We start from the raw sequence: 19305 nt of genomic DNA on the forward strand, positions 1-19305 counted from the left end.
CCAAATGCGATGGTAGCAGTACAAACGATCTTTGTATTGGCTACCAATGATACTACAGGTTGTCAAAACACCATTACCTTTGATATTCGTGTAAATCCATTACCGAGTCCAACCTTAGATCCAAATGGACTGCTTTTAGCAGATACCTGTGATGATGATAATGACGGTTTTGTAGCTACAGATTTAGATGCACTTGTCACTGCTATTGTGAACATGGAGCCAGATGTAGTCTATAGCTTCCATGAAACAGAAGCAGAAGCGATTGCTAATTTAAATGCGCTAACAAGTCCATATACCAACATTGTAATGGATAGCCAGACATTATATGTATTAGCCACCAATACGGTTACAGGCTGTTTTACAGTGACACCATTACAGATCAATGTGATTGCAATTCCAGAAGTTCCAATCAACATCACTGATTTAGAAGTGTGTGATGATGCAGCAAGTTTAGATGGTTTTGCAATGTTTGATTTGACACAGACTCAAATGGAGATCTATGGTACGCAAACACCAGGAGCTTTAACATTAACTTATCACGAGAGTGAACAAGATGCAATCGATGATGTATCTCCAATAGTGAATCTAACGGATTACATCAATATTACAGTGAATCAACAAACGATCTGGGTACGTTTAGAAGACAATACTACAGAATGTTATGCTATCGGAAGCTTTGATATTATAGTTGTGCCACCACCAGTGCTGGTACAACCAACACCTTTCTCACTATGTGATGATTTAGAAAGTGGTGATGAGAGTGATGAGATCAGTAGTTTTGATCTAACAGATAAGTACACAGAGATCACAGGAGGAGATACTAGTTTAACACTTACGTACTATGCTTCATTAGCAGACTTAAACGCAGATACTCCAATAGCAGACCCAACAGCTTATCAAAACATTAGCAATCCACAAGTATTATACATCAGAGCAGCCAATGCCGCAGGATGTACTACAGATATTACCATGACATTGAGAGTACTTCCAATTCCAACACCAAACACAATGCCTGCAATCTTAGAGGCTTGTGATGATGACAGCGACGGAGATGCAACCAACGGAATCTTAATCTTTGATCTGACACAATCAGAAGCAGAGATTGTCAACAATGAGAGTAATGTAACGGTAAGTTACCATACCACACAGGAAGACGCAGACGCAGATATCAACCCAATTGCTGATCCAACAATGCATGCCGTAGACATGGCAACAGCAGATGTGAACGGACAAGTGATTATCTATGTACGAGTAGAGAGTGATATTCAGATTGATAGTAATATGTTACCATGTTATAAGGTAGTAGAATTACCAGTAATTGTACATCCATTGCCAGAACTTACAGCAACGGCATTTACTTATGTATTCTGTGAGTATGACAATGACAATGTAGGACAATTTGAATGGGATGTAGTGACAGCTTCATTAGACTTACTAACTGCTCCACAGATGGTGGCTGACTTTACAGTAACGTATCACTTAACAGTGGCAGAGGCATTAGCAGGTACAGGAGCCTTAGTAAACGGTTTTGAGAACATGAGTGATCCACAGACAATCTTTATCAGAGTGGAGAATACGGCAACAGGATGTGTAAACACCAACAATATTGCTAGTTTAGAACTCAGTGTAGAACCAATTCCAACGGCAACAGCACCAGACACGTATCAACTATGTGCAGTAGATGAGGCAGATCAAGATACAGCAGTGTTTGATCTAACAACCTTAGATGCAGATATCATTAATGGGCAATTGAACATGGCAGTTTCTTACTATGAGACAGCAACAGATGCAGATGCGGATATCAATGCAATTGCTAATACCACAAGTTATACCAACACATCGAATCCACAGACGCTATATGCAAGAGTGAGACAAACCATTACAGGATGTTTATCTGATCCAGTACTAGTGAACTTACAAGTGAACCCATTACCAGTCTTCACATTACCAGCAGATGATATCTTATGTGTGGATGCAGCTACAGGAACGACTCAAGATGGACCATTCATCGGAGAAGACCAAGGAGCAGGCTTTACTTATCTATGGAATACTCCAAATGGAATCTTTAACACCGCAACAGTACAAGTAACCACGGCAGGAACCTATAGTTTAGTGATTACTGACAACAACTTCCCAACAAACTGTAGCTATAGTGATAGTGTAACGTATGAAGCATCCTCAGCACCAGCTAGTTTAGATGTACAGATTACCACACCAGCCTTTGCAGATACGCACAATGTAATAGCAACAGCAACAGGAGGCTCAGGCGTGTATGAATACCAATTAGATGATGGAGAGTGGCAAGAGACTGGAGAGTTCTTAGACTTACAACCAGGAGAACACACGGTTACTGTGAGAGACACCAATGGTTGTGGGGAACTGGTAAGAACCTTTGAACTGATTGATTATATGAAATTCTTCACTCCAAATGGAGATGAGTACCATCCAACATGGAATATCATAGGACTTAGAAATCAACCTAGTGCGAAGATTTACATCTTTGACAGATATGGAAAACTATTAAAACAGATCAGTCCAGCAGGAATCGGTTGGGACGGAACCTTCAATGGTTCACCAATGCCATCACAGGATTACTGGTTTAGAGTGGAATATGTAGATCCGTTTGATGGTTCGCCAAAAGAATTTATCAATCACTTTACTTTAAAGAGATAATTCACATCAAACAAATAGAAAAGAAATACACAAAAAACCGGAGACGTTAGTTTCTTCAAAAAATGTAGCATTTTTATAACCATTAATACCATAAAACCGCTAACCTAACTAGAAAAACTTGTTTTTTAAAGTGAAACTTTTAACCTAACTTTGAGAGACTTAGCACATAATTTGTTACGGCAGAAATCCAAAATCTACTCACACATGAAAAGAATAAGTATTTATCTATTTTGCGGCATATTCATTTTTTTATCTTGCCAATCGCCTAGCAAGGAAAAGACATACGTGATCACGAATAAAAATGTGCTGAATTTAAGAGATACTATTGCTAATTTCAATGAAGTTCAGAGCAGTCATATTGGATATGCAGGTTCTCCAAGTACACAATATAATAATTATAAAAATTTAGCAAGACTAGCTTCTGCAGATGAATTGTATGTACTAACAAAAGATACGAATAACGCCGTTGCTACGTATGCTACTTTTGGATTGATTGATAAAGAAAATCCTAAGTTTATAGATGTTTTTGAGGATTTTTTAAAGACTGATAAAAAAGTAAAAACAATGAAAGGATGCAGTATGGGTTCTGATTTCGTTTCTTCTGAAATATACTACAAGTATTGGAATGACCTCAGACTCTCTGCTAATGATGAAAAAGTAGCGCTCCAAAAGGATGCGCAATTATTGAAGTTAGACAGTTTAATTATTGCAACTAATAATGCCGATTGGTTATTGTATATGACTGTTTTTGAAAACAGAATCTATGACAAATCATATTTACCTGTAATTGAAAAACAAGCGTTTAACAACGAAAACATTCATGCAATCAAATATGTATTTGATCATCACAAAGCAGACTATGAAAATCAGCTCATCAAAGCATTAAAAAATTATTTGAAAAGGGATGATATTGTACCTTTTTTATATGAAGATATTTTTACCATGATGCATTCTTTTCATAACGAAGAATTAAATGCATTATTGACGCAAGAATTGGACGAAATAAAAAGTAAATATGGCGAAAGTTCTATGAACCACTACAAAAAAATGCTACAATAAATACGGTACAAACTACTGCGTATAATGCACAATAAACGTATTTTTCTTTTCGCTTTGTTTGATTCCGTAACCACTTCCAAATTGGACTTTAAAGCCTGTACCTTTCACATAGTTAGATAGTGTTGCTGCTAACTTTTCGGCAATATCTTTTGTGTTTTTATCATAATAGAAAACCGTAGGAACTTTGGCAAAGAAACTGTATTGTTTTTTCCAGTCTGGATATACTTTAATATTATAATTTTCCTTCTTTATTAATGCTGTCAACCTACTTTTTGTCCGCTGATCTGGCTTATAGGAATAGAATCGAACATTGTATTTTATATTATTATTATTAACTCGTAAATTGGCAACTTCGCTTTGCGTAAGCTTTATATTTGCTACCGTATTTAACGGTTCATATCCAATTTCTATCGCTCCCTTTTTCCATTCTTTAGTTTTTGGATTGTCAAACTCTTTTACATTGGTAATACGCACGTTGATTCTCTTTAAAGCATCCAGCAATTTTGAAACCTCTACTCTATTCACATCGGCACCAAACCATAATGTATTTACTTTGACACGTCCATTGTCATTCGGTACATCTTTTAGATTCAATCGAAAGCTAGGATTTTTCATATTTTGAATCAAACTTTCAATCCGATTCCCATCTGCTCTACGCTTGTAATAACGAACAATGGTATTATCGCTAATGTTATTGGTGATTTGGTTCAGTTTATCCTGTGCCAGATTAATGTTTGTTAATACCAATGCCTGATTACTGTTAGAACCGTTATTTTTAGCAATTTCTTTTTTGATGATCGATAATTCTTTGCGCAATGTAGTCACCAACTGCGTAATAGAATCGGTACGAACCGAATCTTTTTCGCGCAATTGTTTGTTTTCAATTTCTTTGGTTTTGAGCTTCGCAATCATGATTTCATTGGCTTCAATGACATCTTCATTTTGTGCAATCTGAGCTTGACTTTTCTTTACCTTATTTTCATAATTGATAATGACAATTGTTGCAATAACCGTAATCATAATCAGTGTTATGACTAAAATCATATAGTTATAGCGTTTGTCTTTTTTACGAACATCCGCAATCGTTTCTTCTATGGATTTATACGTCTTCATGTAATTTTAGTCTTTTTAGATGATGATTAATCGCTTAAATTCGTCGTTTAATTCTCTACGTTCATGCGGTGAAAGTTGCGCCAAAGCATTTAGCAAACGTTTCCGTTTTATTTCAAATACTTTGATCAATGTGATTCTGTTTTTTCGCTTCTGAATTTCTAAAAATGGATAGCTTCCAAAAGCACTAGGAATCAATCCTAAGAGTGAAGAAGTGAGATCACTATTTCCTTTTAGATATAGAAATACAAAGAGTCCAACACCAAATCCTACAGCTCCAATAATCAATCGATAATGAAAACTGATACTTTTCTTGTAACCATTTTTGGCGATGGCGATTTCTTCTTCAGATACAATCGTATTAATCAATCTATGTTCAGGATTGTCGTCTTCAGCTTCTACTACTACTTCTTCTTGTTTGAGCGCTTCTTTATTGACAATCAATTTCGGAATATGCTCGTCACCTTGATCGGTCATGGCAATTCGCGACAACGCAATTTTAAAAGCATCTTTAATCGTTCTACCATTAAACAACGCATTGTAAAAGTTTCTGGAAAAACTAATCGCGACATCATCCGGAATTTCGTTTTTCATTCCAATGATATAAGCGATATTTTTATTGAAACCGTCAATTCCTGCCAAACTATGACAGGTATTTAAAAACACACAGTTGATATGATCTGTAAATCCAGATAAAACATTCGACAATTTTTGAATAGATACTTCTTCTTTGTATCCTTCAATATCTTCTAAAAGCAATTGCTCATCTGTATTACCGTGCCCAGAAATATGCAGAATATTCGGTTTTATCTTCAGTAAATGATCGATCAAAAGGTCTTTGGTCACAGCGCCTCTTGACTCAAATTCAAATTTAGTTTTGTCATCACTACTGCCTAAAACATCGCGTATCGCATTTTCTTCCACATCCAATCGAAGTGCATCACTATCAATCGGATTGGCTTTAATGAATAATATGTTGACTTTATTTGAAATGATGTTATAGTTTTAAATTCATACTTTTTACTTGCTCTTCCATTTGTACACTTTCGTTGCTACTATTACGAACGTTTACACGTGAAAGAATAATGCGTTCAGGATCGTCACTTTGAAATGTTTCTGTAGCAGCTTCAAAAGACAACTGACTTATTTGTTCTATAAAAGATACATTTACCTGATAGGTTTCTGCATCTTTAAAAGCATTGAAATGTGTAGATCGTACACCTTCTTCCGAGCGACTTACAGGCTTTATAATGCGCTTTTTCTGCATTTGTCTGCGTTGACTCGTCAAAAATCCTGCTCTATACAATTGATTGTCTTTTACATAATACACCACTTTCCAAAACAAATATGGCAATCGTACCGTTTCGTCATTGACTGTTTGTAAAAATTCCGGATCGTCTTCACGAAATACCGGACCACTGAACAAACAGATTTTCATACTGTTTTTTACAACTTCATGATGTAAAATATAATTTTCAATACGTTTCCAAACGCCTCTATTCAATTTACTTACTTGCGGAGCTGCGTTTGTATAAAAAAATGTGGATCGTGCTGCAACGCGGGCCGCTTCTTCATCAATTCCCCATTGTACATCTTCACGTTTTGCTAAATGACCTCGATCAAAATCATATTTTTTGGCACCATACAAAGCATTTCCCCATTGTGCTTCTTCAGGAATGCGTTCATCTTTTGCCCAACGTTCACTTCCTTCAAAAATACTAGCTCTTTTCAATTTAAAGAACCGTTTTCCATCTACATTAACAGCCGAAAAATAAGGGAATTTCCGAAACGGATTTTGCAATATGCTATAGTTTTGATACGGCAAATAATAATCAGACACCTGCAATCCTGCTGCTGAAAACTTCGCAGTCTCAGACGCATCAATACTTGGTGCTTGCACTGAATGCGTTTCAAAAAAGGTAGCCGAGTAACTCAAAATCAGTTCTATTAATGTGTTCCTAAATTATTAAATATCTGTCAGTCTACACAACTTCATTAACAAAAGTTTCTGTCTTTACAGTGAAACGATCAAATCTTCTTCATTCGTTTCATTTGGCGTGTGTAAATCTGTATCTTCTAAAAAGCCGTTTGAAAATACTTTTTGCATTTCTGTTGATAGCAATCCGTTGCGATAGCTTTTCCACGCTGTCACCTTATCACCAAACATATTCTTGACCAAATTAGGGAATTTCCAATCGGAATTTTTTCCCCAATGAATCGTAAATGGAATGTTATTTTCCTCCAATACTTCAATCATTCGCCTTGAATATTCCGTCAAACTCATAATTTTTCGCGACTTCTCCCATAAAACCCCATCAATTTCTAACATGCAGGTAATTGGAAACTTTGTAAATCCAAGTGTCGCGTCTGTTTGTTTTACAAATCGCATCGCAAAAATTCCTGGAATCGGCCCTTCTTTCTGTGTCATTTCTTCTAAAACTTGATACGCTTTTGAAGAATGTGTATGATCAATTCCCACCGAACAGGCAAATGCAGGTCCTTGATACGGCGCATCCCAAAAGGTTTCATATAAAGTTCCTAAAGTTTCTTCATTGACTTCAGGTAAAATGCTTTTTTGTAATCGTTTGATAAACCAAGGAATTGCCTTTGGAAACTTCTCCGACATTTTTATCAATAAATGAATTAAGTCTTTATATAACGATGTTTTAATGACTGGAAACGGATCTGGATATGGAATTTGATATGTTTTTTTATACATCACTTCTACCACATAATCATCTTCATTTGTATACGGATTGATGAATACTTTGTAGTGATACGGACGTAATGGTTTGCCATCTGCATCTACTTCTCCTTCAATTTTGAAGGTTGAGTTTTTAAAATCCATCGTATCTGCCAATTCCAACGCCAATTCTTTCTTAATTTTCTTTACATAGCGTTTCAACAGAAAACGATCTTCTGCTTCAATCACAACTCCATGTATAAATCCGAATGCGCCCAAACCTACCAAAGCTGCATTGAATAAATGATCATTTCGGATCACTCTTGCGTTTATTTTCTCAGCAAAATCATCATTCAGCGCTGGTTTTGTATGTCTTTCCAAATACACAATATCAGTGGGTTTATCACCAATAATAATATTCAGTCCAACTACATAATCTTGAATAGAACCTACATTCAAGGCAGAACCATGTACTCCTGTGGAAATACAACCTGCAATGGTTTGTCCGTTACTAGCGCCGCTCGTTTTCAATGATTTTCCATGCGAACCTAATACTTCAGAAATACGTTTGATGGTATTTCCGCATTCAAAAAAGAACAGATTTTCATTCGCATAACTTGTATCTTCATGCGTTAATTCTTGCGAAATTGGAATATGAATGCTCATAAAACCATTGTAGTGCATATTGTCTTTTTGGTGCGCAATATGCGATAATGACCAGCTAGAACCATAGGCACGAAACCCTTGATTTTTATCGGCTGCTTCACGGATGAGTCGTTGAATTTCTTGAGCAGCATCATTATAACGATCGTATTTTGAAAACATATGTGCAGAACCTGCTAACTCTGTCACATATAAGGTTTTTAACGGAAATGGTCCGTTGTTATGAAGTGTATCCCAAGTACTTTTTGCGTAAGGTGTTGTCTTTGCCATGATTTCTTAGTTATTAGATTTCATACATACATATTTAACACGCACTCTACGTTTTCGTCCAAAAGTAACGGCACTCAGTAGAATTCCACCAAATGTATTTCGATACTCTACAGTGTGAATTCCACTTGGTCCACATTTATCCAATAACATGGTAAAATCTTTATCAACTACAGAAATTGTAATCACGGTATCTATTTCTCGGACTTTCATCATTCGGTAATAATCAGTTCTATCACTTATCGGATCTGGTTCTGCATCACCGTACACATTTTTTAAGCGAACTGAATAACAAGACGAGAATAAGCAGCATATAACTATTGCAATACTCCATCTGACGAAAGTCTTATTTCTAATTTTCATAACTATCTAAATTTGTGAACCATAAAAATAGTAGCTTTCTTACAGGTTTTCAAGGGTAAAAACACCCTAAAAATTTTGTCTTTTCTACCCTATACTTGGATGAAGTTAAATTGTATTCTTTTATAACTTGAAAGATTATACTTCTTTTAAAGAAAAGAAAATATAACCGTAGACTTAGCTATGATATTCATTTCCATCATTTTAAATAAGAATCTAATCTAAAAAACGGCGTTTTTTTCGATAATTTACAGTAAATTAGGCATATAAACTGCCTCGAAATGACCTTTAGCCGATATTATTCTAAGTGTATTTATGCAATAATATGTATCTTTTTTACACTTTCCTCATGTAATACTGGTGTTACTTTATCTAAAAAACAACGTGCGTATTTGGATGAGAACCCAGATTTGAATGTAGGTATATATATCAATTATCCTCCGTATGAATTTGTAAATGCAGAAGGAGAAATTGATGGAATCCTTTTAGATTATTTTGGAACCATTGAAGATAAAATTGAACATACATTTGATAAGAAATTTTATAGTGATTGGAGCACACTTGTGAATGATGCTAAAAAAGGAACGATCGATATTATTCTGGAAATTCAAAATACGAAAGAACGCCGAAAGTATTTAACATTTACCAAACCTATATTCAAAGGGAATCATGTCATTATTACACGAAATGATTCTAGTATTACTTCATTAAAACAACTTTCTGGAAAAAAAGTAACGGTTGGAAAAAGCTATGCTATTGAAGAATATTTAGAGAAAGAATATCCCGACATCATTCTTGTACCTAAAAAAGATGAAGAAGAAGGTCTTAAAGCCTTAGCCAATCATGAAGTAGATGCTTTTATAGGATTGGAAGCTATTAGCAACTATCTCATTCAAAAAGAAGCAATTGACAGTCTCACCATAAAAACACCCATAAAGTACGCCAATGAATTAGGTATTGCCATTCACAAAGAGAAACCTATTTTGGCAACAATTATAAAAAAAGGAAATAATGCTATATCGCTTGACGAAAAGAACGAGATTTTAAATAAGTGGCTTTATAATATTGTAGTTCCGTTTCATCAAAAAGCTACATTTTGGGAAATTTTACTCTTGGTAGTTGCTGTGTTGTTAGTTTTCTTTTTTGGATTGAGTTATTATTTAAAAAGACAAGTCTCCAAAAGAACCAAAGCACTAGAAGAAGCAAAAACGATCGCTGAACGTAGTAATACGCTAAAAACATTGTTTTTACAGAATATATCTCACGAAGTACGAACGCCTTTGAATAGCATTATCGGATTCGCTAACTTTTTACAAAAAGAGCATATTTCTGAAGATGAAAAGAAAGAATATATCAGTACTATTTTACAAGAAAGTGACAATCTGACGAAAGTGCTCAATAACGTTATTGAAATTTCAGAATTGACCACGAAAAATATCATTCCCAATTATCAAATTATAAACATTCATAAGGAAGTTGAAACGCTCTCTGAAATATATACTGCAAAAGCCGCACATAAAAAGTTAGATTTTACGTTTATAAAAGCTAAAAATCAAGAAGAAAAATATATTAAAACTGATAAAACACGTTTCACCAAAGCTATTGGCAATATTTTAAATAATGCTATTAAATTCACAAATTCAGGAAATGTAACATTACAATATGAAGTCCAATCAGAACATGTAGAAATCACGGTCACTGATACTGGAATTGGCATACGTCCTGAAAAGTTTGAAACCATTTTTGACGAATTTTATCAAGAAGAAAAAGAACTTTCTAAAAAATATGATGGATTGGGTATTGGACTTTCCATTGCAAAAGAAAACATTCGTTCGCTAGGCGGCGAAATCAAACTCCAAGCCAATCAACCAAATGGTTCGGTTTTCACAATATACATTACCAAAGAAAACTTCTCAGATGAAGATAAAATCAAACCTCCAAAAACTGTTGATTCTGCTGTAAAAATACTGATTGCAGAAGATATGAAACTCAATTATATTGTGTTACAAAAAGTGCTCAACAATGTCATTAAAAATGAAAAGGAAATTATTTGGGCGAAAAACGGACAAGAAGCCATCGATTTTGTCAAAGAATCCAATTTCGATATTGTATTTATGGACATCAAAATGCCAATCTTAAACGGATACGAAGCTACCAAACAAATAAAAGCACTTAATCCAGATATTCCCGTTATCGCACAAACTGCTTATGCACATGAAGAAGACATCAACAGAGCTTCAACGATTGGTTTTGACGGATATCTCACAAAACCTTTGAATACAAGTGCTTTAAAAGTAGTATTGGAAGATTTGCTTGCATTGCACTTTAACATACAATAACAATTCGTCCCACAAATAAGACAATTCGGTTACAAAGAATTCTACAACATCATACAATTGTAGAGATTTGATAAAAAATAACTACATGGAGACGTTTGCCACTTATCTTATTTATACACATGCAATATTGGGCAGTATCGCTTTTATTGCAGGATTCATTGCTATTATTGCCACAAAAGGAAACAGTACACACAAAAAATCAGGAATTGTTTTTTACTATTCCATGTTGTTTTCAGCATTGTTAGCACTAGTCATTGCTGTGCTTCCCAAACATGAAAATGCATTTCTGTTCACCATTGGATTATTCAGTTCCTATTTTATCATAACAGGATATCGTGCATTGCGTTTTAAAAAGCCAAATCCATCCTTAATACTTGATAAAATCATTTCTGTATTTATGATGCTCACTGGAGTTGTTATGATCTGTTATCCATTACTATGGACAGGAAAACTCAATACTGTATTGGCAATTTTCGGAACTATTGGAATCATATTTGCGACAAGAGATATACTTCTTTTCAAAAAACCAAAACAGCTTCGAAAACATTGGCTAAAACTACATATCGGAAAAATGTTGGGCGGTTATATTGCTGCCGTCACTGCATTTATTGTAGTCAATCAATTCATTCCTGGAATTGCAGGTTGGTTAGTTCCAAGTATTTTCGGAACAGCTTATATGAACTACTGGTTTTGGAAATTACGTAAGAAGAAAACAAAACTTATATAACATTTCTTTCGGAATCTTTTATTTTTAAGAGTTCTCCAAAACACCTTAACACTCTTTTAAGAAATATTAACATGATATTGGCTAAATTAGGAGTTTAAATAATAGCCAAATGCTGAGAACCAATCTTTCGGTCCTTTTCGGACTTCTCTTTGTGTGTATACTGTGTGCACAAGACAAAAAAAACGCAGAAAAATGGAGTGTTGCCAATCCCAAAGGTGATTTCAATTACAAAGCACATTCTTTTACCACAAATGAAGGTACATGGATGAACTTAGATGTAAGTCCTAATGGGAAAACCATTGTATTTGATATGATGGGAGACATCTATACCATTCCTATTTCTGGCGGAACTGCCACAGCGCTTCGCACAGGAATTCCATTTGAAATACAACCGCATTTCAGTCCAGATGGTTCAAAAATTCTATTCACAAGTGATGCTGGCGGCGGTGATAATATTTGGGTGATGAATGCCAATGGTTCTGACGCCAAACAAATTACCAAAGAAAATTTCCGCTTGCTCAACAACTCTACGTGGATGCCTGATGGAAATTCATTTATAGCACGAAAGCATTTTACCTCACAACGTTCATTGGGTGCAGGAGAAATGTGGCAATATCACATTACTGGCGGATCTGGTTTGCAACTTACCAAAAAGAAAAACGCACAACAAGACGTCAACGAACCTTCTGTTTCTTCTGACGGACGCTACTTATATTATAGTGAAGATGTATATCCGGGCGGATCGTTTCAATACAACAAAGATCCAAACAAACAGATTTATGTCATCAAACGATACGATTTCCAAACAGGAAAAACAACACAAGTCACTGGTGGACCTGGCGGAGCTTCACGTCCACAAGTTTCAAGAGATGGAAAAAAACTAGCTTTTATAAAAAGAGTTCGCACCAAATCTGTATTGTATTTACACGATTTAGAAACGGGTGAAGAATGGCCCTTATATGATGCTTTAGACAAAGATCAGCAAGAAGCGTGGGCAATATTTGGTGTATATCCAAACTTTAGCTGGATGCCAAACAATAACGAAATTGTATTTTGGTCTGGCGGAAAAATCAATAAGATCAACATTGCGTCTTTGCAAGTAACAAACATTCCGTTTACAGTAAATGCAACGCTTCAAATTGCAGAAGCTATTTCATTTAACACGCCAGTAGCACCCGATAATTTTGATGCAAAAGTCATTCGCCAAGCAGTAACTTCTCCAGACGGAAAAACCTTAGTATTCAATGCTGTTGGTTATTTATGGAAGAAAAAATTACCAAACGGAACACCAAAACGATTGACAAAAGGAACTGATTTTGAATCGGAACCTAGTTTTTCTCCTGACGGAAAAGAAATTGTCTATGTAACTTGGAATGATCTCAATTTAGGTACGATTCGAAAAATTGCTGTCAATGGTGGAAATTCGATGCAATTATCGTCTGAAAAAGGAAGTTTTAGAACACCTGCTTTTTCTCCTGATGGAACACAGATTGTCTACCGAAAAGAACGCGGAAACAGCGATCAAGGATTTACCTTCTCTAAAAATGCGGGTATTTATACCATGAAAGCTGATGGAAGTAAGGCGAAACTTGTAACAACGCAAGGTGAATATCCAATGTTCTCTGTAGATGGAAAACGTATCTTTTTACAAACGGGTGGAACGTATTTTGGGAACTTGACAAAATCTTTAATAAGTGTGAATCTTCAAGGACAAGACAAACGCACACATTTTACTTCAAAATATGCAAACCGAATTGTACCAAGTCCTGATAATAAATGGGTTGCTTTTTCACAATTGCACAAAGCCTATGTAGCGCCTATGATTACTACAGGTCAAAAAATAAACTTAGACAACAAAACCAAAGCATTTCCTGTAGCGCAAATTGCCAAAGATGCTGGTGTGAATTTACATTGGTCTCCAAACAGCAAAAAAGTGATGTGGACTTTAGGTGACGAATATTTTTCAAATGACATCAAAGACAAATTCACTTTTCTTGAGGGTTCTCCTGAAAAAACAGCCGAAATTACTACGAAAGGAACTAAAATCAATCTAAAATTAAAAACAGACAAACCCAATGGTCGTATTGCATTTACTAATGCACGTATCATTACAATGGAAAATGATCAAGTGATTGAAAACGGTACCATTCTCGTAAAAGACAATCGTATTGAAGCTATTGGAGCTGATATTCGTATTCCGAACGGAACAAAAACGTATGACATGACTGGAAAAACAATCATGCCAGGAATGGTAGATGCACATGCACATATTGGTGCTTTCCGTTATGGATTAACGACACAAAAACATTGGCAATTCTATGCGAATCTGGCATTTGGAGTAACGACAGCACACGATCCTTCTGCGAATACAGAAACGGTTTTTGCTTTGTCTGAATTGGTAAAAAATGGAACGCTTGTAGGACCACGCCTCTACTCTACTGGATTTATACTTTATGGAGCTGATGGCGATTTCAAAGCAGTAATCAACAATTTAGAAGATGCACGATCTTCTATCAGACGTACCAAAGCATTTGGTGCATTATCGGTAAAAAGTTACAACCAACCACGCCGTGAACAACGCCAACAAGTACTACAAGCTGCTCGTGAAGAAGGTATTTTTGTAGTACCAGAAGGTGGATCAACCTTTTATCACAATATGACCATGATTATGGATGGACACACAGGTGTAGAACATAACATTCCTATTTCTCCAGTATACAAAGATGTGTTAGAATTGTGGGGAACTAGTAAAACAGGTTATACGCCAACATTGATTGTAAACTATGGCGGTGTAAATGGTGAGTATTATTGGTACCAACATACGAATGTTTGGGAGAATGAAAAGCTTTTAAAATATACGCCAAGGGCCATCATAGACGCGCGTTCAAGACATCGTACCATGTTACCAGAAGAAGAATATAAAAACGGACATATTTTAGTTTCTGAAACTGTAAAATCATTGGCAGACAAAGGTGTCAAAGTAAACATCGGAGCACATGGACAATTACAAGGTTTAGGTGCGCACTGGGAAACATGGATGATGGCACAAGGAGGCATGACGCCAATGGAAGCTTTAAAAACAGCGACCATCAATCCTGCAGAATACATTGGAGCTGGAAATGATATTGGTTCGCTAAAAGTTGGAAAACTAGCGGATTTAATCATCATGGATAAAAATCCTTTGGAAAATATTCGAAATACAGAAAGCATTACACATACCATGATTAACGGTCGTTTATACGATACGGAAACCATGAACGAAATTGGAAACGAATCAAAAGAACGCACAAAATTCTATTGGGAAAACAATAAATACAACGCAGCATTTCCTTGGCATGAAGAATCAAATAGTTTCATGCGTCCAGGATGTGGTTGTCATTTGGGACATCAGTAAAATGATAAATGTTGAATGATAAATTTTAAATGTAAAAGTTGTGTTTCGATACGTCATTACGAGGAGTTGCGACGAAGTAATCTGTTAATATAATACCAAACGTCACTTCGAGTGGTTTTTTGAAATGATAAATGTTGAATTATAAATTTTAAATGCAAAAGTTGTATTTCAATATGTCATTAAGAGGAGTTGCGACGAAGTAATCTGTTAATATAATACCAAACGTCACTTCGAGTGGTTTTTCAAAATGAAATGAAGAAAAATTGTATCGAGAAGTACTTTGAAATTTTAAATGTAAAATGATAAATTTTAAATGCAAAAGTTGTATTTCAATATGTCATTAATAGGAGTTGCGACGAAGTAATCTGTTAATATAATACCAAACGTCACTTCGAGTGGTTTTTTGAAATGATAAATGTTGAATGATAAATTTTAAATGCAAAAGTTGTGTTTCGATACGTCATTACGAGGAGTTGCGACGAAGTAATCTGTTAATATAATACCAAACGTCACTTCGAGTGGTTTTTCAAAATGAAATGAAGAAAAATTGTATCGAGAAGTACTTTGAAATTTTAAATGTAAAATGCTAAATTATAAATGTAAAAGTTGTATTTCAATATGTCATTCAGAGGAATTTCGATGAAGTAATCTGCTAGTTAGAACCAGAGTGCCACACGTTTTTTCAAAACGCTCGCAAAAACAAACAAACAAACAAACAAACAAACAAATCAACAAATCAACAAATCAACAGATAACAGATAACAGATAACAGATAAACAATAACAAACCATCAACCAAAAAACTAAATAAAAACCAAAACCAACCTAAAATGAAAAAACTAATCCTACTAGTACTCACTTTTTCTGTTTGGAATATTTCTGCTCAGGAATTTTCTATGGAAACTGTAAAAAATATGAAACCGCGTAACATTGGACCAGGCGGAATGAGCGGTCGAGTCACGGCCATTGATGTTGTTACCGAAAATCCAGATGTAATGTATGTCGGTACAGCTTCTGGTGGACTCTGGAAATCTACTTCTGGCGGTATTAAATGGAAACCTATTTTTGATAAAGAAGTAACGGCTTCTGTCGGTGCAGTAGCCATTCAACAATCAAATCCAAGTGTTATTTGGGTGGGAACAGGAGAAGGAAATCCTAGAAATAGTTTGAATGGTGGTTACGGAATCTACAAGTCCTTAGATGGCGGAAAAAACTGGAAACTCATGGGATTGGAGAAAACAAGACATATTCATCGTGTCATTATTGATCCTACAAATCCAGATGTTGTATATGTAGCTGCTATTGGTTCGCCTTGGGGAGAACATCCAGAACGCGGTGTGTACAAAACAACTGACGGCGGTGAAACTTGGAAACAAATTCTATTCGCAAATAATAAAACTGGTGCAGCCGATTTGGTAATGGATCCAACTAATCCAAATAAATTGATTGCTGCTATGTGGGAACACAAACGTGATCCGTGGTTTTTTAAATCTGGAGGAAAAGGTTCTGGATTACACATTACACACGATGGAGGAAAAACATGGAAAAAATTAACCGATAAAGAAGGATTGCCAAAAGGTGATTTGGGAAGAATCGGAGTTGCCATCGCACCAAGCAGTCCAAACATTATATATGCACTAATTGAAGCAAAGAAAAATGCTTTGTATAAAAGTACAGATGGTGGATTTAAGTGGACAAAAGTAAGTGACAAACCTGGTATCGGAAATCGTCCGTTTTACTATTCTGAAATATATGTAGATCCACAAAACGAGAATAGAATTTATACTATTTTCACGTATGTAAATGTTTCTGAAGATGGCGGAAAAAATTTCAAACAACTCATGCCAGCATATGGTGTAAGCAATGGTGTACATCCTGATCATCATGCATGGTGGATTCATCCAAAGAATGGAAAGTTTATGATTGACGGAAATGATGGAGGAATGAACATCACTAAAGATCGTGGACAAACATGGCGCTTTATAGGAAATTTACCTGTAGCACAATTTTATCATATCAATGTCGATAATGAATATCCTTATAATGTATATGGCGGAATGCAAGACAATGGTTCTTGGCGCGGACCAGCGTATGTTTGGCGCGCACAAGGAATTCGCAACTCATATTGGCAAGAAATTTCGTTTGGTGATGGTTTTGATGTAGTTCCAGATAAAGACGATTCTCGTTACGGTTGGTCTATGAGTCAACAAGGTTTTGTATCGCGTTACGATTGGATGACTGGAAATAATTATACCGTAAAACCAACGCATCCTGATGCAGATGTAAAGCTACGTTTCAATTGGAATGCAGCCATTAATATTGATCCTTTTGACAATAATACACTGTATTTTGGAAGTCAGTTTGTACATAAAAGCACGGATAAAGGACTGACTTGGGAAGTAATTTCTCCAGATTTATCTACGAATGATCCTGAAAAATTAAAACAAGCAGAAAGTGGCGGACTCACGATGGACGCTACTGGAGCAGAAAATCACTGTACCGTTTTAGTGATTGAACCTTCTTCTTTAGAAAGAAACATGTTATGGGCAGCAACCGATGATGGACGCGTACACGTTACTCGAAATGGTGGACAAGAATGGACAGAAGTTACCAAAAACATTAAAGGATTGCCACAAGGAAGCTGGATTGTACAAATTAAAGCTTCTAACAAAAAACAAGGTGAAGCGCTATTAGTTGCCAATGATTATCGCAGGTTCAATTACGAACCTTATGCATACAGAACCACCAATTATGGTAAAACTTGGGAACGCATTGTAGATGCTTCTGATGTAAAAAGTTATACGCTTTCTATTGTAGAAGATCCTGAAAATAGAAACTTATTGTTTTTAGGAACAGATGATGGATTGTACATTTCTTTAGATGCTGGAAACAAATGGCAAAAATGGACGGCTGGTTTTCCAACAGTTTCTACCAAAGACTTAGTAATTCAACCACGTGAACACGATTTAGTGATTGGAACTTTTGGTAGAGCAGCATGGGTTTTAGACGATATTCGTCCGTTGCGTGCTATTGCTGGTGACAAAAACATTCTGTCTAAAAATATTGCTTTGTTTGAACCGCCAACAGCGTATCAAGCAGCGTACCAACAACCTACGGGAAGTCGTTTTGGAGCTGATGCTATGTATCACGGAGAAAACAAAAGAGGCGGCGCTATGATCTCCTATTACATTCAAAAGAAAGAAATGCCTAAAAAAGATCCGAAAGACAAGAAGAAAAAGGAAGATGAGGCAAAAGAGGAAAAGAAAGTAAAATGGGATTCTATCAAATTGGAAGTTTTCAATAACGGAAAATTGATTCGCACCCTAAAAAATAAAGCACCTAAAGAAAATGGAATTCACAGAATGTACTGGGGAATGAACGAAAAAGGTGTCGATAGACCTTCAAGAACCATTCGTAAGTCTAAACGTGAGCGTGGTGGAATGGGCGTAAAACCTGGAATGTATCAGTTAAAAATGACTTATGGCGATCAAACTTCTGAAACTACAATTAAAGTAGCTAGTGATCCGCGTTTAAATGTTTCTCAGAAAAATATTGATGAAACATATGCCGCTGGAAAGAAAATTGAAAACATGACGCAAACTGCTGCCGATGCCGTAAAACAATTGGTAGAAAGTAAAAATGCTGCCACTACGTATCAAAAAACACTGAGTAAATTAGATAAGAAAAAGCACAAAGATGCTATCAAAGAATCTAAAAATATCATCAAACGAATTGATGAAGTGATTGCCTTGTATTTAGGAAAAGTAGACAAACGACAAGGAATTACACGAAATCCAGAAGTAAATGTTATGCAACGTATTGGAGCTGCAGGTTGGTATTCAGGTTCACGTCAAAGTGGATTGACAAGCACGGAGCGCACCTTACTAAAGCATGCAGAAGACGCACTTAAAGATGCATTAAATAAAACGAATGCTTTCTTTACAGATGAATGGAATGCATATCGCACTCAAATGGAGCAAATTGATATAAAGCCATTTAAGGAAACAACATCATTTCAATTAAAAAACTAA

General features: G+C 35.7%; 11 protein-coding genes. 6 read left to right on the top strand and 5 right to left on the bottom strand.

Features of this window, described 5'->3' with window-relative positions; all coding sequences use genetic code 11:
- Together Q0845_RS27030 and Q0845_RS27035 are read left to right on the top strand one after the other, a co-directional pair.
- Positions 1-2673, top strand: a 2673-nt coding sequence (locus Q0845_RS27030) for a T9SS type B sorting domain-containing protein (RefSeq protein WP_298520962.1), incomplete at its 5' end; no start/stop codon positions are given.
- Between the two features lie 204 nt (positions 2674-2877).
- On the top strand, positions 2878-3732 hold the full coding sequence (locus tag Q0845_RS27035) for a hypothetical protein (protein WP_298520964.1): 855 nt from the start codon (positions 2878-2880) through the stop codon (positions 3730-3732).
- A gap of 12 nt (positions 3733-3744) precedes the next feature.
- Here the strand turns inward: Q0845_RS27035 and Q0845_RS27040 are convergent, their stop codons facing one another.
- From Q0845_RS27040 to Q0845_RS27060, 5 genes are all read right to left on the bottom strand, one after another.
- Entirely contained in the window at positions 3745-4845 is a 1101-nt protein-coding gene (locus Q0845_RS27040) for a hypothetical protein (protein WP_298520966.1), read from the bottom strand.
- Positions 4846-4860: 15 nt separating this feature from the next.
- Positions 4861-5766, bottom strand: coding sequence for a CHAT domain-containing protein (locus Q0845_RS27045; RefSeq protein ID WP_298520968.1), 906 nt, complete (start codon positions 5764-5766; stop codon positions 4861-4863).
- A 73-nt stretch (positions 5767-5839) separates the two neighbouring features.
- Entirely contained in the window at positions 5840-6742 is a 903-nt protein-coding gene (locus Q0845_RS27050) for a DNA/RNA non-specific endonuclease (RefSeq protein WP_298520970.1), read from the bottom strand.
- A gap of 114 nt (positions 6743-6856) precedes the next feature.
- Positions 6857-8458 (bottom strand): FAD-binding protein, encoded by a 1602-nt coding sequence (locus Q0845_RS27055; RefSeq protein ID WP_298520972.1) that lies wholly within the window; start codon positions 8456-8458, stop codon positions 6857-6859.
- A 6-nt stretch (positions 8459-8464) separates the two neighbouring features.
- Entirely contained in the window at positions 8465-8818 is a 354-nt protein-coding gene (locus tag Q0845_RS27060; RefSeq protein ID WP_298520974.1) for a hypothetical protein, read from the bottom strand.
- A 278-nt stretch (positions 8819-9096) separates the two neighbouring features.
- Here Q0845_RS27060 and Q0845_RS27065 point away from each other — a divergent pair, with 278 nt between their 5' ends.
- From Q0845_RS27065 to Q0845_RS27080, 4 genes are all read left to right on the top strand, one after another.
- The gene (locus Q0845_RS27065; RefSeq protein WP_298520976.1) at positions 9097-11154 is read left to right on the top strand and encodes a transporter substrate-binding domain-containing protein; all 2058 of its coding nucleotides are present in this window, start codon (positions 9097-9099) and stop codon (positions 11152-11154) included.
- An 85-nt stretch (positions 11155-11239) separates the two neighbouring features.
- Positions 11240-11881 carry a DUF2306 domain-containing protein gene (locus Q0845_RS27070; RefSeq protein ID WP_298520977.1) on the top strand — a complete coding sequence of 214 codons (642 nt, stop codon included), beginning with the start codon at positions 11240-11242 and terminating at the stop codon, positions 11879-11881.
- A gap of 109 nt (positions 11882-11990) precedes the next feature.
- Positions 11991-15275 (top strand): amidohydrolase family protein, encoded by a 3285-nt coding sequence (locus tag Q0845_RS27075; RefSeq protein ID WP_298520979.1) that lies wholly within the window; start codon positions 11991-11993, stop codon positions 15273-15275.
- Positions 15276-16104: 829 nt separating this feature from the next.
- Positions 16105-19305: a hypothetical protein gene (locus tag Q0845_RS27080; RefSeq protein WP_298520981.1), complete on the top strand. Its 3201-nt coding sequence runs from the start codon at positions 16105-16107 to the stop codon at positions 19303-19305.

The organism is uncultured Kordia sp. (assembly GCF_947489565.1).
In the GTDB taxonomy this organism is placed as follows: domain Bacteria; phylum Bacteroidota; class Bacteroidia; order Flavobacteriales; family Flavobacteriaceae; genus Kordia.